Below are 20506 nucleotides of genomic sequence, written 5' to 3'. Positions count from 1 at the left end.
GCCCGCCGCCGCGCAGTGCAGCAGCGTCTCGGCCAGCGCGGTCGTGCGGGTGCCCGCGTCCGCGGTGACGGCGGCGCCGAGCCAGTCGGCCAGCCACACCGCGGCGTCACCGCCTCGCACGGCGTCGCCGACCAGCCGCAGCGACACCAGCAGCCCGCACAGCATGTCGTCGCCGCTCGGCGTCAGGCCGGGGCCGAGGCCGACGATCCGCTCGGCCGCCTCGACGCCGCCCGCGAGATCGCCCTCGGCGCAGCACTCGGCGAGGCGCAGCGGGTCGGGGTGCCCGGCCAGCCCGCCGCCCGCCATCCCGGCGGCGGCGAACGCGTCCTCCAGCACGCCCACGCCGCGGGCCAGCGCGGCGGGGTGCATCCGGCCGAGCGCGGGCGCCGGGTCCCACCAGCGGCGCACCCGGACGCACAGCGCCCCGGCCTCCACCCGGCCGTCGCCGACCAGCGCCTCGTCGCCCTCGCGGACGGACCGGAACGGCTGCTCGCGGCGTTCGGCGGCGACCACCACGGCGTTCGGCAGCCGGACGGCGTCGCAGCTCACGACGGCGAGCACCCGCGGCTCGGGCCCGCCGCGGGTCTCCAGGTACAGCGCGGACGGGAACACCGCGATGACGCGGGCGGGGCGGCGCGGCGGGTCCAGCAGCGGGCGCAACGCGGTGCTCGCGGCGCCGGTGGCGGGCGGCCGCCGTCCGGGACGGGCCGGGAGCCGGATCGGGTCGCGGACGAGTGCGGTCACGGATCCTCCCGGGGCCGGTGTCGGCTGCCGCCCGGATCGCGGGCGGCCCGGCCTCCGGTGAGACGGTAGAACGGCCCTCGCGGCGGACGTATGGGGAAAGCTGCCAAGGATGGTTGTCATCGTTCGTCTTTGTTGTCAGTGTTGATCAGGTATCGGTAGCGATCACGCCACATCCGGCGATGTACGCACCAAAAGGCGAGGTGACCCCTGGCATGAGTTACACCAGCGCGGACCCGGGCCCACCGGCCCTGCGGCTCGCGAGCACCGGAACACTGACCTACGGCCTGTCCGTCGGCGAGGTCCTCGGCGCCAGCACCCTGAACGGCGCCCGCCTCATCGCCGGGAGGTCCGGCATCGAGCGCGTCGTGCAGCGGCTGAACGTGATGGAGGTCCCCGACATCCTGTCGTGGGTCAAACCCAACGAGCTGCTGCTGACCACCGGCTACCCCCTGCGCAACACCCCCCAGTCGCTGGACAACCTGGTCGCCGACCTGGACGAGCGCGGCCTCGCGGCCCTGGCGATCAAGCTCGGCCGCTACCTGGACTCGCTGCCCGCCGAGATGATCGCGCAGGCGGACCGGCGCGGCTTCCCGCTCATCCTGCTCCCCAACGACGTCGGCTTCGACGACATCCTCAACCAGGTGCTGACCGACATTCTGAACCGGCAGGCGGCCGTCCTCGCCCGCACCGAGGAGGTGCACCGGGCGCTCGTGCAGATCGTGCTGTGCGGCGGCGGCCTCCAGGAGGTCGTGGACGAGGTGGCGACGCTGCTGGACGCGGCGGTCGTGGTGCTGGACGGCGAGCAGCGGGTGCTCGCCGGCGCCGGCCCGGACGAGCACGTCCAGGCGATGCGGGCGTTCGACGCCGGCCGGCACGCGGCCTGCGGGCGCGGCGGCTGCGGCGTCATCGGGGCGCACGGCGCCGGCGACCACCTGGTGGTGCCGGTCGTCGCGGGCGGCTTCGACCACGGCCGGATCATCGCGTTCAGCCCGGCCGGCACGCTGCGCGGCTCCGACCTCGGCATCCTGGAGCGGGCCGCGACCGTCGCCGCGCTGGTGGTGACCAAGCAGCAGGCCGTCGCGGCGGTGGAGAGCAAGTACCGCGCCGACTTCCTGCGCGACATCCTCGCGGGCCGCGCCGGCGACGACGACCGGGTCGTCGGGCACTGCGGCGGCTTCGGCTGGGACCTGGACCGCCCGGTGATGGTGGTCGTCGCCGAGCTGGACGGGCGGCCGCGCGGCGCGCCCGGTGCGCCCGGTGCGACCGGCGTGTCCGTCCCGGCGCCCGCGCCGAGCCCGGAGAACGACGCGAGGCCGCGCAAGCACGGCGCCGACCCGGCGCGCGGACGCCCCGCCGACCCGCGCGGGTCCGAACAGCGCGCCCCCGAGCAGCGCGGCGCGGACCAGCGCAAGGCCGAACAGCGCGGTGCCGACCAGCCGCGCGGGCGCGGCGCCGATCCCGACGCGGCGATGCGCGGCGTCCGGGGCGCGGAGGAGCGGACGGCGCAGGAACGGCTCGCCGCCGCCTGGAGCACCGCCGTGCGCCGGCACGACCGCGGCGCCGCGGTCGCCAGCTTCGCGCACGAGATCGTCGCGGTCGTCGGCGCGGAACCCGGCGCCGACGGCGGCGCCGACACCGGCGACCTGCCGGCGGGCCCGGTGCAGGCGATGGTGAAGGAGGCGGCGGCGCTGTTCTCCGAGCACCTGCCGGTGCGCCGGACGTTCTCCACCGGCATCAGCCGGACGGTGTCCTCCCCGGCGGAGCTGCCGGAGGCCTACGAGCAGGCGGTGAAGGCCGTCCGGGTCGGGCGGCAGCTGCACGGCGCGGGCGCGCGGGCGCACTTCGACCAGCTCGGCGTGTACCGGCTGCTGAGCCTGGTGTCGGATCCGGCGGAGCTGCACGCGTTCGTCAAGGAGACCCTCGGCGACCTCGCGGGCGACGACGAGCCGGAGCTGGTGGACCTGCGGCGCACCCTGCAGGTGCTGCTGGAGACCAACCTCAACGTCGCCGAGACGGCCCGTCGGCTGCACTTCCACTACAACACCCTGCGGTACCGCATCGGCAAGCTGGAACGGATGCTGGGGGCGTTCACCGAGGACGCGCATCTGCGACTCAACCTCACCCTCGCCCTGCACGTGCTGCGCATGCGCGGTATCTGAGCGTAGCGGCGCCGTCCGGGTCCGCCCGGACGGCGCGCCGAACTTCGGCAGATGTCGCCGATGCCCGCCCACCGGGGTAGATCTACGTTGCGCGCAAGCGCGTGCCCGGCCGGTGGCGGGGTGTGCCCGCGGGCGGACACGACGAGCAGGAGGGGCCCCGATGGTGATCGGCTGGAAGCTGCACGGGGACGGGCGCACGCCGCCGCCCGGCGAGGTGGTCAGGCCCGGGGAGCGGCTGTCGTGGCCGCGCACCGCGGGCATCGGCGCCCAGCACGTCGTGGCGATGTTCGGCGCGACGTTCGTGTTCCCCGTGGTGATGGGCCTCGACCCCAACCTGTCGATCATGATGTCGGGGGTCGCGACGATCCTTTTCCTGCTGATCGTCGGCGGCCGGGTGCCGAGCTACCTCGGCACGAGCGCCTCGTTCGTCGGGGCTGTCGCGGCGATCCGCGCGGCGGGCGGCGACAGCGCGCGGGTGACCGGCGCGATCCTGGTCGCGGGCGCCCTGCTGCTGGTGATCGGCGTCGTCGTGCACTTCCTCGGCGGCGAGATCATCCAGCGGGTGTTCCCGCCCGTGGTGACCGGCGCGGTCGTGATGCTGATCGGGTTCAACCTGGCGCCGGTGGTGGCGAACACCTACTGGCCGCAGGACCAGTGGGTGGCGCTGGCGACGCTGTGCTTCGCGGTGTTCTGCACCGTGATCCTGCGCGGATTCTGGTCGCGGATCGCGATCCTGCTGGCGCTGGTGTTCGGGTTCGCCCTGTCGTGGGTCCTCGACAAGACGGCCGGGCAGATCACCTCGGTGCTGCCGGGGCAGAACCTGCTGGACGGGTCGGGCAAGGCGTGCACGGCGGAGGGCCCGTACTGCGTCGCGACGGCGTTCGGGCACGACCGGCTGAACTTCTCGGCGGTGAAGGCGGCGGACTGGTTCGGGTTCCCGCACACGCACGCGCCCGACTTCAGGACCTCGGCGATCCTGCTGGCGCTGCCGCCGGTCATCGCGCTGATCGCGGAGAACACCGGGCACGTCAAGGCGGTCGCGGCGATGACCGGCGACGACCTGAACCCGGTGCTCGGACGCGCGATCGGCGCGGACGGCGTCGGAACCGTGCTCGCCACCGCCGTCGGCGGCTCGCCGACCACGACCTACGCCGAGAACATCGGCGTGATGGCGGCGACCCGGATCTACTCGACGGCCGCGTACTACGTCGCGGCGATCGTGGCGGTGCTGTTCGGGTTGTGCCCGAAGTTCGGCGCGCTGGTCGCGGCGACGCCGGGCGGCGTCCTCGGCGGCATCACCGTCGTGCTGTACGGGATGATCGGCCTGCTCGGCGCGAAGATCTGGATCGAGAACCGGGTCGACTTCGGTGACCCAGTGAACCTCGTCCCGGTGGCGGCGGCGATCATCCTGGCGATCGGGAACGTGACGCTGAAGATCACCGACGACTTCCCGCTGCAGGGCATCGCGCTCGGCACGATCGCGGTCCTGCTCGGCTACCACGTGCTGAACGCGGTGCGCGGGCCGGACGGCGCGGGCGGCGGCGTCATCGCGCCGGCGGAGCAGGAGATCGGCGGGCCGGTCCGCCCCGGCACGGCGGGCTCGGCGGACGCGCCGCGCCCCGGCGGGCCTCCCGAGCCACCGGGGCGCGGCGGCGATGCGGGCTGAGGGGGCGGCGCCGTGAAACCGCCGCCGTTCCGCCACCACGCGCCCCGCACCGTCGACGAGGCGCTCGGCATGCTCGCCGCCGCGCCGGGAGGCAAGGTGCTGGCGGGCGGGCAGAGCCTCATCCCGCTGCTGAACATGCGGCTCGCCGCGCCGCCCGACCTCGTCGACATCAACGGCGTCGCCGAACTCGACACCGTCCACGTCGGCGACGAGGGCGTGCGGGTCGGCGCGCTGGCGCGGCACGCGCGGGTGGAGCGGTCGGTGGAGGCGGCGGCCGTGCAGCCGCTGCTCGGCCGGGCGCTGCGGCACGTCGCGCACCCCGTCATCCGCAACCGGGGCACGGTCGTCGGGAGCCTCGCGCACGCCGATCCGGCCGCCGAGATGCCCGCCGTCCTCGCCGTCCTCGGCGGGACGGTCGAGGTCGCGTCGGTGCACGGCCGCCGGACGATCCCCGCCGCGGAGTTCTTCGTCGGCCCGCTGGAGTCGGCGCTCCAGCCGGGGGAACTGGCCGTCGCCGCGTCCTTCCCGGCCGCGCCGCCGCGCACCGGGGCGGCGTTCGCGGAGACGGCCCGGCGGCACGGCGACTACGCGCTGTCCGGCGTCGCCGCCGTCGTCACGCTTGACGAGGACCTGCGGGTCGGCGGCGTCCGCGCCGGATACCTCGGCATCGCGCCGGTGCCGCTCGTCCTCGACCTCACCGAGGCGGCCGGACCGCGCGGCGACTGGCCGGCCGCCGCCGCGTTCGTCCGGGACCGGATCGACCCGGACGCCGACATCCACGCGAGCGCCCGCTACCGCCGCCACCTCACCGGCGTGCTCACCGAGCGCGCGCTGGCGGGGGCGGCCGCAGAGGCGCTGAGGAGGGCGCGGGACTGATGGAGGAACTCCACGACATCGCGCTGACCGTCAACGGCGTGCACCGCACGGCCCGCGCCCCGGCGCGGCGGCTGCTGTCGGACCTGCTGCGCCACGACCTCGGCCTGACCGGCACGCACGTCGGCTGCGAGCACGGCGTCTGCGGCTGCTGCACGGTGCTCATGGACGGGGAGCCGGTGCGGTCCTGCCTGATGTTCGCGGTGACCGCCGCCGGGCACGACGTCACGACGGTCGAGGGCCTCGCCGCGCCGGACGGCACGCCGTCACCGGTGCAGCGGGCGTTCCGCGAATGCCACGGCCTGCAATGCGGCTTCTGCACGCCCGGCTTCCTGTGCACGGTGACCGCGCTGCTCCGCGAGACCCCGCAGCCCAGCGAGGACGAGGTGCTCGAAGGCATCTCGGGCAACCTGTGCCGCTGCACCGGCTACCAGAACATCGTGAAATCGGTGCACCGCGCCGCCGAACTGCTCGCCGCGCCGGGCGAACCGGTTGCGCGGGCCGCGGAAGGCGAGGCGTGATGGGGACCCGCGTGTTCGGCGAACCGGTCAAGCGCCGCGAGGACGCCCGGCTCCTCACCGGCCGCGGACGCTACCTGGACGACCTGGGGCGCGACGCGCTCGCCGCGGCGTTCGTCCGGTCGCCGCACGCGCACGCCCGCATCGTCGACGTCGACGTGTCGGGCGCACTCGACGTGGACGGCCTCGTCGCCATCTACACCTGGGAGGACCTGCCCGGACGCGTCGGCGAACCGCTGCCGCTGCTCATCCCGCACCCGGCGCTCACGCACGGCCGCACCGGGTACCCGCTGGCCCGCGACGTCGTCCGGCACGTCGGCGAGCCCGTCGTGATGGTCGTCGCCCGCGACCGCTACCTCGCCGAGGACGCGGCCGAGCGGATCCGGGTCGAGTACGAGCCGCTGCCCGCCGTCGTCGGCATCGAGAACGCCGAACGCGCCGAGCACCTCGTGCACGACGACGTCCCCGGCAACGTCGGCGCCGTCCTCGTCCAGGAGACCGGTGACGCGGGCGCGGCCATCGACGCGGCGCCACACCGGCTGGAGTTCCGGCTCGCGATCGAGCGGTCCGCGTCCATGCCGCTGGAAGGGCGCGGCGTGTACGCGCGGTGGGACGCCGACGACGGGTCGCTGCGCGTGTACTCCTCGACGCAGGCGTCCACCAGCGTGCGCGCCGCGATCGCCGCGCGGCTCGGCCTGCCGAACGGGAAGGTCGAGGTCGTCGCGCCGGACGTCGGCGGCGGGTTCGGCGTCAAGATCGTCCATCCGTGGCCGGAGGAGGTGCTCGTCCCATGGGCCGCGCGGCTCCTCGACCGCGAGATCAAGTGGACCGAGGACCGCCGCGAGCACTTCGTCTCCGCCGCCCACGAGCGCGGCCAGCTCCAGCACGTGCGGGTCGGGTTCGACGGCGCGGGCCGCGTCCTCGGCCTCGACGTGCGGATCCTGCACGACCACGGCGCCTACACCCCGTACGGGATCATCATCCCGATCGTCACGTCCACGCAGCTGCTCGGCCCGTACAAGATCGGCGCGTACCGGGCGGAGGTCGTCAGCCTCTACACCAACACCCTCATCGTCACGCCGTACCGGGGCGCGGGCCGCCCGCAGGGCGTGTTCTGCATGGAGCGGACGATGGACCGCATCGCCCGCCACCTCGGCCTCGACCGCGCCGACGTCCGCGCCGCCAACTTCATCCAGCCCGACGAGTTCCCCTACGACCAGGGCCTGACGTTCCAGGACGGCCGTCCGCTGATCTACGACTCCGGCGACTACCCGGAGCTGCTGCGCAAGGCGCGCGAGCTGATCGGCTGGGACGGGTTCGAGGCGGAACGGGAGGCCGCCGCGCGCCGGGGCCGCCGCATCGGCATCGGCATCGGCGTGTACGTCGAGGGCACGGGCGTCGGCCCGTACGAGGGCGGGCACGTCGAGATCGACACGGCCGGGCGGGTGCACGTGTCGACCGGCCTGACCTCGCAGGGGCAGAGCCACGAGACCGTGTTCGCGCAGATCGCCGCCGCCGAGCTGGGCGTCCCGATCCGGGACGTGCAGGTCACGACCGGCGACACGCGGCGCTTCGGGTACGCGGTCGGCACGTTCGCGTCCCGCGCGGCGGTGATGAGCGGCAACGCGATCGCGCTGGCCTGCCGCAAGGTCCGCGAGAAGGCGCTGCGGATCGCGGGGGAGGCGCTGGAGGCCGACCCGCGCGACCTGGAGATCACCGACGGGGTCGTGCACGTGCGCGGCGACATGTCGGCGTCGGTGCCGCTGCGGACGGTCGCGGTGCTGTCGAACCCGCTGCGGTACGCCTTCGACGCGGAGACGGCCGCCGCGACTCAGTTCGCGGTGGGACGGCCGCCCACCGAGCCGCCCGTCGCGGCGGGGGAGGAGCCGGGCCTGGAGGGGCGCGACTACTACTCGCCCGTCCGGTCGACGTTCGCCGCAGGCGCGCACGCCGCCATCGTGGAGACCGACCCGGACACCGCGGAGATCGCGATCCTGCGGTATGCGGTCGTCCACGACTGCGGAAAGCTCATCAACCCGATGGTCGTCGAAGGGCAGATCCACGGCGGCGTCGCGCAGGGCGTCGGCGGCGCCCTCTACGAGCGGATGGTCTACGACGAGTCGGGCCAGCTTCTGAACGCCTCGTTCATGGACTTCCTCATGCCGTACGCGACGGAGGTGCCGCACATCGAGACCGACCACCTGGAGACGCCGTCCCCGCTGAACCCGCTCGGCGTCAAGGGGGCGGGCGAGGCCGGCGTCATTCCGGTGTCCGCCGTCATCGCGTCCGCCGTCGAGGACGCCGAGGGGCTGCGCGTCGACGCGATGCCGCTGTCCCCCGACACCCTGTACGACCTGCGCGAACAGGCGTCCGGCGACACGGGCCTGCGCGTCCGGCCGGACGCCGCCCCCGCGGACGGCGGTCAGTTCGCGGCGGGCGTGTCCGGCGCATTGCCGCCGAGCGAGCGCGGCAGGTAGTTCTGCACGGCGGCGGGCCGGAGCCCGGCCTGCTTGATCCAGCCGAGGATCATCCGGAACTCCCCGGCCAGGCCCTTGCGGTAGTGCATCAGGATGATGTCGCCCGGCTTGAAGCCCTTGCCGCCGTCGGCGCGCGCGAACCCGTTGAACCCGACGCCCGGGCCGGTGGTGCCGTTGTAGAACTCCGCCGTCCAGGTGAGGATCGACTTCATCCCGCAGTCCTTGGACGCCTGCCGCGTCGCCTGGTTGTAGGCGCCGAACGGCGGCCGGAAGATCTGCGGGCGGCGGCCGTACTCGCGCTGGATCGCGTCCGCCGAGTCGCAGATCTGCCTCTTCTGCGCCTCGGGGGACAGCGTCGGCATGTTCGGGTGCGTGACGGTGTGGTCCTCGATCTGCGAGCCCGCGTTGCGCATCGCCAGGAAGTACTGGCCCTGGCCCCGCAGATACGTTGTCGTCAGGAACGTCAGGATCGGCACCCGCTCCTTGCGGACCAGGTCTACGAACTCCGAGTCGTAGGTGTAGCCGTCGTCGATGGTGAGGAAGACGACGCGGTCCCGGGTGTCGATGTGGTCGACCACCGGGGGCAGCCCGTCGGCGGACGGCTTCGGCGGCGTCCACGAGCCGGGCCCCGGCGCGGCCCACGTCCGGTCGGCGAGCACCGAGGCCAGCTGCGTCCGCATGGACGGTCCGGAATCGGCGCCGGCCTCGGCCCGCACGACGGGCCAGCCGCCCGCGGCCGCGCCGACGACTCCGGCGGCCACCATGGCGATCACGGGCGTCTTCCCTCGCATCGGCCGCGTACTCCATTCAGGTGGGGGGAGGTTCGTTCTCGATCGGTTCGCTTCGGTTGACGCGCCCGCGCGCCCGGGAGTTCGCGCGCGGTGGGATCAGCCGGACATATCTGATCATTTTCCAGGGGCGGGGCCGGGGATCTGCCCAATCCTCGGCGTGTACTCGGCACATGTTGCCGTTCGATGCCGCACCCGCGTTCCCTAAGGTCGGTACATGCAGGTCAACGGCAGTGCCAGCGTCGCCGCGCCGCTCGCCCGCGTCTGGGACGCGCTCCAGGACCCGGCCGTGCTCGCCCGGACGATCCCCGGGTGCCGCTCCCTGGAGGAGACCGGCCCCGACACCTACCGCATGACGGTCACGGCCGGCGTCGCCTCCATCCAGGGCACCTACGTCGGACGCGTCGAACTCGCCGACCCCGATCCGCCGCGCTCGTTCACGCTGCGCGCGCAGGGCCAGGGCGCGCCCGGCACGGTGGACGCGACGGTCCGCGTCCGGCTGTCGGACGGCGGCGGCTCCACCCGCGTCGACTACGCCGCCGACGCGGTCGTCGGCGGGATGATCGGCGGCGTGGGCCAGCGGATGCTCGGCGGTGTCGCCAAACGGACGGCGGGCGAGTTCTTCGCCGCCGTCGAACGCGACCTCACCACCCCGCCCCCAGAACCCGCGACGCCCGCATCGTCAGCGCCGGCCCCTGCGCCCGCCGGGTCGTCGCCGGTTGCCGGGGAGGGGACCGGCCGGGTGTATCCGGGCCGCGCCGCCGCCGAGCCCGCGCGGGCGGGCGGGTCGCTCGCGTGGCCGATGACCGCCGCGTTCGCGTCCGGCGGCCTCATCGCCCTCGCCGGCGTCGCCGTCGGCCACCTGCTGGCCCGCCGCCGCCGTTGAGTTGCGGCGAGTCGTCGTTATGGCGGCGCGCATAACGACGACTCGCCGCAAGTGAACGTGTGTTCACGGGGACGGTGCGGCGGTGCAGGGCGGGCCAGGCGGCGAGCAGGCCCGCGAGGACGACGAACAGCACCGCGATGGCCGAGGTGTAGGAGGTGAACGGCCCGAAGCCGTACTCCGCCGTGTTCAGGTACGGGTACGGGTACCAGGACGTCGCCACGCCATGCGCCAGCGTGTAGCCGAGGTAGGCCAGCGGGAACGCCAGCCAGCCGAGCACCGTGCGGCGCGCCGGCAGGTCGTGCGCGGTCGCGAACAGCAGCCAGTCCAGCGGCACCGCGACCGGCATGACGCGGTGCTGCGCCCACCCCGTCCAGGTGCCCGCGTCCCCGCCCATCAGCAGCGCGTACACCAGCCCGGTGATCGCCAGGTAGAGCGCCGCGGCGCCGCGCAGCCAGTCCACCCGGGGGCGCCCGTGCAGGCCGGGCAGCGCGCCGGCGAGCAGCGCCGCCGCGCCGATCAGGTTGCTCAGCGTGGTGAAGTAGCTGAGGAAGTCGAGGGTGTCCAGGGAGGGCCGGCGCTCCTGGAACCCGGCGGCCACCCCGGCCAGCGCGAACACCCCGAACCCCGCCCGCCAGACGACCTTCGCGGTCCCCGGGCGGCCCGGGCGCTCCGCGCCCGCCGGCCGTCCCCGAGGCTGCGCGGCCCGCGGCCGCTCCGGACAGAGCACGGCTCAGGCGTCGCGGCGCTCGAACAGGACGAGCGCCGCGGCCAGCACGACGATCGTGTAGATCGCGAACACGCCGAGGCCCGTCCACGGGGCGAGCGACCCGGACTTGTGCACCGGGTCGAGGATCGCGCCGCCGGCGTTGGACGGCAGGAACCGGTTGACCGTGTCGCCCCACGAGCTCGGCAGGAACCCGCCCGCGATGCCGAGGACGAACAGCACCACGAACAGCACCACGATGGAGCCCGCGGTGTGCCGCAGCAGCGTCCCGACGGCCAGCGCCAGCACCGCGACCAGCGCCAGGTAGAGGCCGCCGCCGACGACGGCGCGCAGCATCCCCGGGTCGCCGATCGAGCCGTCCAGGTGCTTGGACGCCAGGATCCCCTGCGCCGCGTAGAAGGAGGCGAACGTCACCACGATCCCGACCACCAGCACGACGAGGCCGAGCACCGCCGTCTTGGCCGCCAGGTAGTGGGCGCGGCGCGGCACCGCCGTCAGCGCCGTCTTGATCATCCCGGTGCCGTGCTCGGCGGTGATGACCAGCACGCCCAGCGCCCCGAAGACCACCATGCCGAAGTAGTACGCCACCTGGGTCGGCAGCATCGGGGTGAACGTCGCCCTGTCCCGGGTGCTCATCTGGTCGTAGGACGCCGTGAACGCCAGCGCCCACAGCGCGGAGAACCCGATCAGCACGACCGCGCCCGCCAGCAGTGTCCAGAACGTCGACCGGACGGTGGCGATCTTCGTCCACTCCGAGGACAGCACGTGCCCGAACCGCACCCGCCCGGCGTCCCTGCGCGGCCCGGACGGCGCCGCCGCCGCGGGCGCGTTCACGCGCCCGCTCCCGGAGCCGGCGTCCCGGGCCCGCCCGCCCCCGGCGCGGCCGCGCCTGGGACACCGGCGTGGTACTCGACCGTCTCGCCCGTCAGCCGCATGAACGCCTCCTCCAGGGACGGCTGGACGGTCGCCAGCTCGTGCAGCCGCAGACCGTGGTCGGCGGCGACGTCCCCGATCTCGGCGGCCCGCGCCCCGTACACGCGCAGCGCGCCGTCCGGCTCCGGCTCCAGGCGCCGCCCGGGCCCGGCCAGCAGCCGCGCCAGCTCCGGCAACCGCGGCGAGCGCACCAGCACGTGGCTGGTCGCGTTGGCGCCGATGAACTCGGCCATGCCGGTGTCGGCGATGATGCGGCCCCGCCCGATGACCACGAGGTGCTCGGCGGTCAGCGCCATCTCCGACATCAGATGGCTGGAGACGAACACGGTGCGGCCCTCGTGCGCGAGCCGCCGCATCAGCGTGCGGATCCACAGGATGCCCTCCGGGTCCAGCCCGTTCACCGGCTCGTCGAACATCAGCACGCCGGGGTCGCCGAGCAGCGCGGCGGCGATGCCGAGCCGCTGCCCCATGCCGAGCGAGAAGCCCTGGGACCGCTTCCGCGCGACGCTGTGCAGGCCGACGACGTCCAGCACCTCGTCCACCCGCCGGCGCGGGATCGCGTTGCTCTTGGCCAGGCACAGCAGGTGGTTGTAGGCGGTGCGGCCGCCGTGCACGTTGCGGGCGTCCAGCAGCGCGCCGACCTCGCGCAGCGGAGCGCCGAGCGTCCGGTAGCGGCGGCCGTTGACGGTCACCTCGCCGGCGGTCGGGCGGTCCAGGCCGAGGATCATCCGCATCGTGGTCGTCTTCCCGGCCCCGTTCGGGCCGAGGAACCCGGTCACCCGGCCCGGCGGAACGCGGAAGGTCGCGTGGTCGACGGCGGTGGTGTCGCCGTACCGCTTCGTCAGCCCGCGCGCCTCGATCATGAACCTCTGATACCGGACGGCCCGCGCGCGGAAACGGCGGCGGCGGGCAACCGGCCGGATTTTCACCGCCCGATTGCCCGCCGTTGGGCCGTGCCCGCGATCGATCCGGCCGCGGTCGGTCCGGCCGCGGCCGGTTCACCGCGGCCGGTTCGCCGCGTCAGTTCACGCGGTCAGCTCACTGCGGTCAGCTCACCGCGACCAGGTCGACGACGAAGATCAGCGTCTCGCCGGGCTTGATGGCCGGGCTCGGGCTGCGGTCGCCGTAGGCGAGGTGCGGCGGGATGACCAGCTTGCGCCGGCCGCCGACCTTCATCCCGGCGATGCCCATGTCCCAGCCCTTGATGACGCGGCCGGAGCCGAGCTCGAAGTCCAGCGTCGAACCGCGGTTCCAGGAGGCGTCGAACTCCTCGCCGCTGGACCAGGAGACGCCGACGTAGTGCATCGACACGGTCGAGCCCTTCACGGCCTCGGGGCCGTCGCCCTTGGTGATGTCGGTGATGTCGAGGTTGGCGGGCGGCTGTCCCTCGGGGAAGTCGATCTCGGGGCGTTCAAGCGCCATGGACGTGCTCCAGCGATGTCGTCGTTGTCATAACTCGGATGAGCTGTTCAGCCTAGCGCCGCGCCCCTGACCAAAGAACGGCCGCTCCGTTGGCACATTGCGACGGTTCCGCAGGTGCGGGCCGTCCGGTAGACCCATGGGCATGGCACGGCGGCTGCGGATCGGGATCGACACGGGCGGGACGTTCACCGACGTCGTCGCGCTGGACATCGACGGCGACGGCCCGTCCGGCGCCGCGGAGCCCGTCACCACCAAGACGCCCTCGACGCCCGCCGACCCGGCCGAGGGGTTCGCGGCCGGCCTCGCCAAGGTGCTCGGCCTGCTCGGCGCGTCGCCCGCCGACGTGGCGGCGCTGGCGCACGGCACGACGGTCGCGACGAACCGGCTGCTCGAGGACCGGATCGACGACCTCGGGTTCGTCACCACCGAGGGCTTCGAGGCGATGCTGGAGATCGCCCGGCAGAGCGTCCCGGACGGCTACGGCAACAGCTACTTCTGGGTGAAGCCGCCGCGGATCGTCCCGGCGCACCGGGTGCGGACGGTCGGCGGCCGGCTGGACCACACCGGCGCCGAGCTGCGCCCGTTCGACGAGGAGTCGGCGGTCGCGGCGGCGCGCGCGCTCCGCGACGCCGGCGTCCGCGCGGTCGGCGTGTGCTTCCTGCACTCGTACGCGAACCCGGCGCACGAGCTCGCGATGCGGGAGGTGCTGCGCCGCGAGCACCCGGACGCGGTCGTCTCCCTGTCGTGCGAGGTGCTGCGCGAGTACCGCGAGTACGAGCGGTCGGTGACGACGCTGGTCGACGCCGCCGTCAAGCCGGCGATGAACGGCTACCTCGAACGGATCGCCGGGCGTGTCGCCGCGCCGCTGCTGGTGATGAAGAGCAACGGCGGCGTGCTGTCGGCCGAGGAGGTCGCCCGGCAGCCGATCACGACGGTGCTGTCGGGCCCGGCGGCGGGCGCGCTCGGCGCCGCGTTCGTCGCCGCGCGCATCGGGGGCGGTCCGGGCGGCCGGCGCTCGGTCGTGACGCTGGACGGCGGCGGCACGTCCACCGACGTCGCCGTGGTGCTGGACGGCGAGCCGACCCTCACCACCGAGGGCGAGATCGGCCGCCACCCCGTCAAGATCCCGATGATCGACATCGTGACGGTCGGCGCGGGCGGCGGGTCGGTCGCCTGGCGGTCGCCGGACGGCGCGCTGAAGGTCGGGCCGCGCAGCGCCGGCGCCGACCCCGGCCCGCTCTGCTACGGCCGCGGCGGCACCGAGGTGACGGTGACCGACGCGCACGCCGTCCTCGGCCGCATCCCGCCGCACCTGCTCGGCGGCGAGGTGCCGCTGGACGTGCCCGCCGCGCGCGCCGGCCTGTCCGCGCTCGCCGCCGGCCTCGGGCTGACGGTCGAGCGGGCCGCCGCCGGGATCCTGGAGATCTCCGCGTGGAACCAGGCCAACGCGATCCGGCGGATCACCGTGAAGCGGGGGCTGGACGTGCGCGACTACCCCCTCGTCGCGTTCGGCGGGTCCGGGCCGCTGCTGGCGTGCCGGCTGCTGGACGTCCTCGGCCTGCCCGCCGCCGTCGTCCCGGAGAACCCCGGCAACCTGTCGGCGTTCGGGCTGCTCACGGTGGACGTGAAGAACGAACACGTGCGGACGCGGGTCGTCCGCGACACCGAACTGGACGCCTCCGCCCTCGCGGAGGTGTTCGCCGACCTGGAGGACGAGGCCGGGGCGGCGCTCGCCCGCGAGGGCTTCCCGCAGGAGCGGCGCCGCCTGGTCCGCTCCGCCGACCTGCGGTACTACGGGCAGGCGTTCGAGGTCCGCGTCGCCGCTCCGGCCGGGACGCCGGACGAGGCGTTCCGCGCGGAGGTCGTCCGCCGGTTCCACGACGCGCACGAAGCCCGGTACGGCTACTGCCACCGCGACGACCCGCGCCATCCCGTCGAATGGGTCAATCTCCGCGTGTCCGGCATCGGGCCGATCCCGCGCCCGCGCCCGCCGGACCGCTCCGCCGGCGACGGCGACCCGGCGCGCGCCCGCACCGGCACGCGCCGGGTCCGCTTCGACGACTGGGTGGAGACCGCGGTGTACCGGCGCGAGAAGCTGGCCCCGGGCGACGTCGTCGCGGGCCCCGCGGTGATCGAGGAGTTCGGCTCCACGCTCCCGCTGCACCCCGGCTTCACCGCGCGCCTCGACGCCCACGGCAACCTGGTGGTGACCCGGTGACCGACCCGATCCTGCAGGAGATCGTCGAAGGCACGCTCGCGTCCGTCGAGCGCGAGGTGGAGACGGCCATCGCGCGGACGGCCCGCTCCCCGATGATCCGGGACGCGCACGACTTCCGCGCGGGCATCCACGACAGGCGGCTCCGCAAGCTCACCGGCCGCTCGTACTCGGCGCTCGTCCAGCCCATCGCCCGCGACTTCCCGCTGGACGGCATGCGTCCGGGCGACGTGTTCTTCCACAATGACGTGTACCTGTCGGAAGGCGGCATCGGCCATCTCCCGGACCTGTGCGTCACCGTCCCGGTGTTCCACGACGGCGAGGTGGTCGCGTTCGTCCAGGCGTTCGGGCACCACGACGACATCGGCGGCGCCGTCCCCGGCTCGATGCCGAGTCACGCCCGCAGCGCCTACGAAGAGGGCCTGATGGTGCCGCCCATCAAACTGTGGGACCGGGGCGTCCCCAACGAGGCCGCGCTCGCCATCATGACCCGCAACTCGCGGATGCCCGACTCCCTCGCCGGCGACCTCGACGCCGAATGCTCCGCCTGCCTCATGGGCGCCCGCCGCCTCGGCGACCTGTTCGCCCGCTACGGCCGCGCCGACGTCGAGGCGTGCTTCGACGCGATCATCTCCCGCACCACCGAGACGTTCCGCCGCGAACTCCTCGCCAAGATCCCGGACGGCACGTTCGTCTGGGAGGACTACGCCGAACACGACGGCGTCGACCCGCCCCGCCTGCACGCGCAGCGCATCACCCTCACCGTCGACAAGTCCGCGGACGCGCCCCTCGTCATCGACTTCACCGGGACGTCCCCGCAGGCCAAGGGTCCCATCAACCACGCGGGCGACTACGCGGACGGCGTCTTCCTCAAGAAATGGCTGGCGCCCGTGCTGCGCAACCTCGCCGACACCCCCGAGCGGGCCGCCGAACTCGACGTGAACGAGGGCGTCGTCCCCCTGATCGAGATGCGGTTCCCGGAAAAGGGCACGCTCCTCACGCCCGTCTTCCCGGCCCCGACCAACGCCCGCACGTTCGTCATCCTCCGCCTCCTCGGCGTCCTCGCGGGCGTCCTGGCCAAGGCCACGGGCGGACGCATGCCGGCCGACCAGGAGACGATCCGCTACACCGGCGTGTACGGCGAGGACGACCGCGGCCCCTACCTGATGCGCGAGGTCCTCGGCGGCGGATCGGGCGGCCGGTACTACGCCGACGGGGAGGACACCATCCACATCGTCCCCGACTCCCGCAACATCCCCGCCGAGTTCGCCGAGGCGCGCTGGCCGTTCGTCGTCGAGCGCCTCGGCCTCGCCGTCGACTCCGGCGGCCCCGGCGAGTTCCGCGGCGGCCTCGGCTACGACAAGCACATCCGGATGCTCCGCGACGCCCACTACATGTCGATCGCCGACCGCTCCATCCTGTCGTGCTGGGGCGTCAACGGAGGCCGCGCCGGACGCCCGTTCCGCGTCGACATCGACGGCGTGGAGATGGACGGCCTCGTCGACGACCATCCCGTCCGCGCCGGCCAGGTCATCCGCATCCGCACCACCGGAGGCGGCGGCTGGGGCGACCCCCTGGACCGCGACCCGTCCCGCGTCGCCGCCGACGTCCGCGACGGCAAGGTCTCGCTGGACGGCGCCCGCGACGACTACGGCGTCGTCCTCCACGACGGCACCGTCGACGCCCGGGCCACCGAGGACCTGCGCGCCCGCCTGCGCACCGAACGCGGCCCGGCCCCCTTCTTCGACCGCGGCCCCGGCTACCCGACCCTGTCCGGAGGGGCGACGTCCGCCGACGTGGACACGCCCTGATCGACACGCATCGTCGGCAGTCTGCCGCTTGACCTTCACCTTCGGGTAAGCCGCACAGTGGCGATGACCGGGCGACCGCCCGGAGCGAGGGAGCGATCCATGGGTCTGGTCGCCATCGGCGAGTTCGCGCGCATGTCGCGGCTGTCGCCCAAGGCGCTGCGCCTGTACGACGAACTCGGCCTGCTCGTGCCCGCCCACGTCGACCCGGACACCGGCTACCGCAAGTACGCCACCGCGCAACTCGAACGCGCCCGCAAGGTCGCCGACCTGCGCCGGCTCGGCGTGCCGCTGGCCCGGATCAAGGACGTCCTCGCCATGGACGCCGGCCCGGCCGCCGAGGAGATCCGCGCCCACTGGGCCGAAACCGAAGCCGAACACGCCGCCCGCCGCGAACTGGCCCGCCTCCTCCTCGACCGCCTCCACGGAGAGAAGTCCGTCATGTACGAGGTCACCGTCCGCGACATGCCCGCGCGCAGGCTCCTCAGCGTCGTCCGCCGGGCCCACGAGGACGAGCTGATCCCGCTGGGCCGGGAACTGTTCATCCACCGCCTGCGGCGCGGCGGCGTCCCCCGGCCCGAGGGGATCGCCGGAGCGCCGTTCATGATCTACCACGGCGAGGTGAGCGGCGACAGCGACGGCCCCGTCGAGTGGTGCTGGCCCGTCCTCGACGACCAGGCGGCGGCCGCCGCGGCCGGGTTCCCCGACCTTGAACTCCGCACCGAACCCGCCCACCAGGAGGCCCGTGTCCGGCCGGAGGTCCCCGGCGGCCGGGCCGGCGCGACGAAGGCCGAACTCGCCATCGAAGCGCTGGCCGCGTGGGCCGCCCGGGAGAAGCGCACGCCCTCCGGCGCCGTCCGGCTCCTCCTCGTCCCCGACCCCGCGGGCCGGGGCACCGGCCCGATCGGGGAGTTCGCCGTGCCGCTGAAGTGAGCCCCGGGGCAGCGGGGACGCGACGGTTCACGCCCGGTTCACGTGGCCGCTTACGGCTGGGAGGCCCCTCGGCACGCGCGGGCTGCGAACTCTTCCCCGCGTCCGGATACGGTCAGTGGCCACATCGTCACACAGGACGAATGGTCCTTTAACCTGCGGGCAATCCAGCACGGGGAAGGTGTCCGATGGTGTGGACGACGCAGGACCAGTTGGCGGAAGCCCGCAAAAGGCCGATGAGGGCGGAGGGGACCCTGTACGGGGCCATCAAGTCGATCGCGGACGTGGCCGGCGATGCCGACCTCGACAACGAGACCCTTCTCGGCCGCCTCGTCCAGAACGGATCGCTCACGCCCGAGACGGCGAAGCGGCATCTCGCCCTGATCAGCGGATTCGGGGCGGTCAACGCCGGAATCGACCAGACGTACGAGATACTCCTGCTGGTCCGGTCCCTCCCGCAGACCTACGCCTACATCGACGGCGCGAAACTGCTGGTCGAGACACGGCGGCTCGCCGAGGTCGAATTCGTCCCGGAACGTCTCGCGAAGACCGACCAGATCATGGACAGCGTGCGGCGGGGATTCGCCGACGGAGCCGGCGGCCTGGGGCTGGGGATCGCCTACGAAGCCCTCGGCGAGCGCCACGCCACGATCGCGGAGACGAACCCGGCGCCGCCGGACCACCCCTACATCAACCAGGTCAGCCTCGCCTACACGCTGCTCACCTTCTCCTACTCGCCTCTGATCGGACTGGAGCAGGTCGGGGAGGACGTCCCGAAGGGCGACGCCCTCCTCACCTGGATGGGCGTGTGGAAGATCATCGGCTCCGTCATGGGCATCGAGGAGGACGGCCTCCCCGACACCTTCGACGAGGCGCGGCGACTGTGGGACCTCATCATCGCCAGCCCCGGGTACGGCCGCAGCGACGAAGGCGCCACACTCCTGCAGGCGCTCAAGGACCACGTCGCCGCCGGTCAGAAGGCGGAGACGCCGATCGATCTCATCGGCGAGCACGGGGACGCGGCCGTACTGGAACTCCTCAAGCCCAAGAAGGCGGGTTCCTGAGCGGCGCTCAGGAAACGGGCTGCCGCTCGTCCGCCCGAACCCGGTGAACACCGGACGCGGGAGCCGCCGAACCCGCCCGGCCGTCGCGGGCCCGCGCCGCCATTCCGAGGAAACCGCTGATCAGGACAGTGAGCAGTGCACCCGCCCCGAGGACGAGGAAGACCATGGCGAGGTTGATGTCGATCATGTGATGCACCTTCCCGAAGGGCTCCGAATTCCCTTCACGAATCGCCCGCCGTGACCAGGGTCACAAGACGCTTCGAATGGCATCGGAAAAAGATCTACAACCCAGTTTAGGTTTCCTTGCCGTCATTCTGGAGTTGCCGGACATGCGATGTGCGCCACAAAACCGAATGTGACGTGGACAACAAAAAGGTCATCCCCATGAAATGAGATGCCGACCGCACGGGAGGAAGTGCGCCCGCTCATCTCGCCACCTGCAAAAACGCGCGCCGTGGACCGTCGCCGGAAGGCGAGGATCCACGGTGCGCCGCCCGTCCGCGGAAAGCGGCCGACCTCCACGTACTGGCTTCCGCCCGTGCTCTTACGCCACATCCTCACGGAGTAGTTCCGCACGTGGGGGATCGCGGACGACTACGTCAGGCGGCACGGGGAGGGCCGGCATCGTGCGCCTGTTCCTTCACGCGTGTGACTCGCGGCCGATGATCGAGGTCTGGGACGCCGGAACGCGCCGTCCCGTCGCGGGGCCCGAGGACCTCGCCGCGACGTCCGGGCGCGGGCTGCGGCCGATGGCGGAACTCGTCGGGGAGCGGGGCGTCCGCCAGGTCGTGGAAGGTTCGCGTGCGAGGATGACCACATGACGGCATCGCCCCGCATCATCCACATTTCCTGGGGACGCATGGAGGTCGAAGGGCTACCGCCCAGCAAGGACTTCAAGCTGTACCCGGGGGGCGGCCGAGCATGGGACTGGGGCGAGCACGGAACCCGGCACGAACCAGGAATCCAGCCGGCGGACGTTCAGGAACTCCTCGACTGCGGATGCACGACCGTGGTGCTCAGCCGGGGTATGGAGCTGCGGTTGCACATCATGCCGGAAACCCGCGAACTGCTTCGAGCGCACGGCGTCGACGTTTACGTGGAAGAGACGACCAAGGCTGCGGACATCTACAACCAGCTGATCGACGAAGTTCCCGTGGGCGGTCTTTTCCATTCCACATGCTGATGGGGCCGCGCCCTTCCGCTGGCGCGCATGGCGTTCAGAGAGGGTGTTCGTGCGGTGGGGTGGCGCTGGCGTACGGGGCCGCCCCTCCAAAGTCAAGGGCGCCTTCGGCGTCGCTT

19 protein-coding genes are annotated in these 20506 nt (G+C 73.4%); 12 read left to right on the top strand and 7 right to left on the bottom strand.

Features of this window, described 5'->3' with window-relative positions:
- Nucleotides 1-744: oxamate carbamoyltransferase subunit AllH family protein (locus ABD296_RS44235; RefSeq protein WP_344282674.1), on the bottom strand; the 744-nt coding region annotated here is incomplete at its 3' end.
- A gap of 212 nt (nucleotides 745-956) precedes the next feature.
- Here ABD296_RS44235 and ABD296_RS44230 point away from each other — a divergent pair.
- The 5 genes from ABD296_RS44230 to cutA all read left to right on the top strand — a co-directional run bounded on the left by ABD296_RS44230 (nucleotide 957) and on the right by cutA (nucleotide 8437).
- A complete protein-coding gene (locus tag ABD296_RS44230) occupies nucleotides 957-2903 on the top strand; it encodes a PucR family transcriptional regulator (protein ID WP_344282671.1) in 1947 nt (648 codons plus the stop codon).
- Between the two features lie 160 nt (nucleotides 2904-3063).
- Nucleotides 3064-4569 (top strand): uracil-xanthine permease family protein, encoded by a 1506-nt coding sequence (locus ABD296_RS44225; protein ID WP_344282669.1) that lies wholly within the window; start codon nucleotides 3064-3066, stop codon nucleotides 4567-4569.
- A 12-nt stretch (nucleotides 4570-4581) separates the two neighbouring features.
- A complete protein-coding gene (locus ABD296_RS44220; protein WP_344282667.1) occupies nucleotides 4582-5445 on the top strand; it encodes an FAD binding domain-containing protein in 864 nt (287 codons plus the stop codon).
- Entirely contained in the window at nucleotides 5445-5963 is a 519-nt protein-coding gene (locus tag ABD296_RS44215) for a (2Fe-2S)-binding protein (protein ID WP_344282664.1), read from the top strand. The genes ABD296_RS44220 and ABD296_RS44215 overlap by 1 nt, the downstream gene beginning before the upstream one ends.
- The gene (gene cutA, locus ABD296_RS44210) at nucleotides 5963-8437 is read left to right on the top strand and encodes an aerobic carbon-monoxide dehydrogenase large subunit (RefSeq protein WP_344282661.1); all 2475 of its coding nucleotides are present in this window, start codon (nucleotides 5963-5965) and stop codon (nucleotides 8435-8437) included. Before ABD296_RS44215 ends, cutA begins: the two co-directional genes overlap by 1 nt.
- Here cutA and ABD296_RS44205 read toward each other — a convergent pair.
- A complete protein-coding gene (locus ABD296_RS44205; protein ID WP_344282658.1) occupies nucleotides 8383-9228 on the bottom strand; it encodes a polysaccharide deacetylase family protein in 846 nt (281 codons plus the stop codon). The two genes, cutA and ABD296_RS44205, sit on opposite strands and share 55 nt — an antisense overlap.
- Before the next feature lie 214 nt (nucleotides 9229-9442).
- Here ABD296_RS44205 and ABD296_RS44200 point away from each other — a divergent pair, with 214 nt between their 5' ends.
- Nucleotides 9443-10111 carry an SRPBCC family protein gene (locus ABD296_RS44200; protein WP_344282656.1) on the top strand — a complete coding sequence of 223 codons (669 nt, stop codon included), beginning with the start codon at nucleotides 9443-9445 and terminating at the stop codon, nucleotides 10109-10111.
- On the opposite strand, the gene ABD296_RS44195 is transcribed toward ABD296_RS44200, so the two are convergent.
- The 4 genes from ABD296_RS44195 to ABD296_RS44180 form a co-directional block, all read right to left on the bottom strand.
- A complete protein-coding gene (locus ABD296_RS44195) occupies nucleotides 10056-10838 on the bottom strand; it encodes a Pr6Pr family membrane protein (protein WP_344282654.1) in 783 nt (260 codons plus the stop codon). The genes ABD296_RS44200 and ABD296_RS44195 overlap by 56 nt on opposite strands.
- 3 nt (nucleotides 10839-10841) lie before the next feature.
- Nucleotides 10842-11669 (bottom strand): ABC transporter permease, encoded by an 828-nt coding sequence (locus ABD296_RS44190; RefSeq protein WP_344282651.1) that lies wholly within the window; start codon nucleotides 11667-11669, stop codon nucleotides 10842-10844.
- Nucleotides 11666-12631: an ATP-binding cassette domain-containing protein gene (locus ABD296_RS44185; protein ID WP_344282648.1), complete on the bottom strand. Its 966-nt coding sequence runs from the start codon at nucleotides 12629-12631 to the stop codon at nucleotides 11666-11668. Before ABD296_RS44185 ends, ABD296_RS44190 begins: the two co-directional genes overlap by 4 nt.
- Before the next feature lie 184 nt (nucleotides 12632-12815).
- Entirely contained in the window at nucleotides 12816-13190 is a 375-nt protein-coding gene (locus ABD296_RS44180; protein WP_344282645.1) for an FKBP-type peptidyl-prolyl cis-trans isomerase, read from the bottom strand.
- A gap of 142 nt (nucleotides 13191-13332) precedes the next feature.
- Here ABD296_RS44180 and ABD296_RS44175 point away from each other — a divergent pair, with 142 nt between their 5' ends.
- The 4 genes from ABD296_RS44175 to ABD296_RS44160 all read left to right on the top strand — a co-directional run bounded on the left by ABD296_RS44175 (nucleotide 13333) and on the right by ABD296_RS44160 (nucleotide 19207).
- Nucleotides 13333-15408 carry a hydantoinase/oxoprolinase family protein gene (locus ABD296_RS44175; protein ID WP_344282642.1) on the top strand — a complete coding sequence of 692 codons (2076 nt, stop codon included), beginning with the start codon at nucleotides 13333-13335 and terminating at the stop codon, nucleotides 15406-15408.
- A complete protein-coding gene (locus ABD296_RS44170; RefSeq protein ID WP_344282639.1) occupies nucleotides 15405-17216 on the top strand; it encodes a hydantoinase B/oxoprolinase family protein in 1812 nt (603 codons plus the stop codon). Before ABD296_RS44175 ends, ABD296_RS44170 begins: the two co-directional genes overlap by 4 nt.
- 99 nt (nucleotides 17217-17315) lie before the next feature.
- A complete protein-coding gene (locus ABD296_RS44165) occupies nucleotides 17316-18146 on the top strand; it encodes a MerR family transcriptional regulator (RefSeq protein ID WP_344282636.1) in 831 nt (276 codons plus the stop codon).
- A gap of 185 nt (nucleotides 18147-18331) precedes the next feature.
- Nucleotides 18332-19207 carry an oxygenase MpaB family protein gene (locus ABD296_RS44160; RefSeq protein WP_344282632.1) on the top strand — a complete coding sequence of 292 codons (876 nt, stop codon included), beginning with the start codon at nucleotides 18332-18334 and terminating at the stop codon, nucleotides 19205-19207.
- Nucleotides 19208-19214: 7 nt separating this feature from the next.
- On the opposite strand, the gene ABD296_RS44155 is transcribed toward ABD296_RS44160, so the two are convergent.
- On the bottom strand, nucleotides 19215-19394 hold the full coding sequence (locus tag ABD296_RS44155) for a hypothetical protein (protein WP_344282629.1): 180 nt from the start codon (nucleotides 19392-19394) through the stop codon (nucleotides 19215-19217).
- A 475-nt stretch (nucleotides 19395-19869) separates the two neighbouring features.
- On the opposite strand from ABD296_RS44155, the gene ABD296_RS44150 reads away from it, so the two are divergent.
- Both ABD296_RS44150 and ABD296_RS44145 read left to right on the top strand, forming a co-directional pair.
- Entirely contained in the window at nucleotides 19870-20028 is a 159-nt protein-coding gene (locus tag ABD296_RS44150) for an ATP-binding protein (RefSeq protein WP_344282626.1), read from the top strand.
- Nucleotides 20025-20390 carry an Mth938-like domain-containing protein gene (locus tag ABD296_RS44145; RefSeq protein WP_344282623.1) on the top strand — a complete coding sequence of 122 codons (366 nt, stop codon included), beginning with the start codon at nucleotides 20025-20027 and terminating at the stop codon, nucleotides 20388-20390. The genes ABD296_RS44150 and ABD296_RS44145 overlap by 4 nt, the downstream gene beginning before the upstream one ends.
- Nucleotides 20391-20506 lie beyond the last annotated feature (116 nt).

This window comes from Actinomadura napierensis (assembly GCF_039529375.1).
GTDB classification, from domain to species: Bacteria; Actinomycetota; Actinomycetes; order Streptosporangiales; family Streptosporangiaceae; genus Spirillospora; species Spirillospora napierensis.
This window is presented reverse-complemented; position numbering and strand designations above follow the sequence as displayed.

Bases quoted from the DNA above. Each gene is read 5' to 3' on its own strand.
- ABD296_RS44230 (WP_344282671.1), top strand. From the start codon at position 957: ATGAGTTACACCAGCGCGGACCCGGGCCCACCGGCCCTGCGGCTCGCG.
- ABD296_RS44225 (WP_344282669.1), top strand. From the start codon at position 3,064: ATGGTGATCGGCTGGAAGCTGCACGGGGACGGGCGCACGCCGCCGCCC.
- ABD296_RS44215 (WP_344282664.1), top strand. From the start codon at position 5,445: ATGGAGGAACTCCACGACATCGCGCTGACCGTCAACGGCGTGCACCGC.
- cutA (WP_344282661.1), top strand. From the start codon at position 5,963: ATGGGGACCCGCGTGTTCGGCGAACCGGTCAAGCGCCGCGAGGACGCC.
- ABD296_RS44205 (WP_344282658.1), bottom strand. From the start codon at position 9,228: ATGCGAGGGAAGACGCCCGTGATCGCCATGGTGGCCGCCGGAGTCGTC.
- ABD296_RS44200 (WP_344282656.1), top strand. From the start codon at position 9,443: ATGCAGGTCAACGGCAGTGCCAGCGTCGCCGCGCCGCTCGCCCGCGTC.
- ABD296_RS44185 (WP_344282648.1), bottom strand. From the start codon at position 12,631: ATGATCGAGGCGCGCGGGCTGACGAAGCGGTACGGCGACACCACCGCC.
- ABD296_RS44180 (WP_344282645.1), bottom strand. From the start codon at position 13,190: ATGGCGCTTGAACGCCCCGAGATCGACTTCCCCGAGGGACAGCCGCCC.
- ABD296_RS44175 (WP_344282642.1), top strand. From the start codon at position 13,333: ATGGCACGGCGGCTGCGGATCGGGATCGACACGGGCGGGACGTTCACC.
- ABD296_RS44165 (WP_344282636.1), top strand. From the start codon at position 17,316: ATGGGTCTGGTCGCCATCGGCGAGTTCGCGCGCATGTCGCGGCTGTCG.
- ABD296_RS44160 (WP_344282632.1), top strand. From the start codon at position 18,332: ATGGTGTGGACGACGCAGGACCAGTTGGCGGAAGCCCGCAAAAGGCCG.
- ABD296_RS44155 (WP_344282629.1), bottom strand. From the start codon at position 19,394: ATGATCGACATCAACCTCGCCATGGTCTTCCTCGTCCTCGGGGCGGGT.
- ABD296_RS44150 (WP_344282626.1), top strand. From the start codon at position 19,870: ATGATCGAGGTCTGGGACGCCGGAACGCGCCGTCCCGTCGCGGGGCCC.
- ABD296_RS44145 (WP_344282623.1), top strand. From the start codon at position 20,025: ATGACGGCATCGCCCCGCATCATCCACATTTCCTGGGGACGCATGGAG.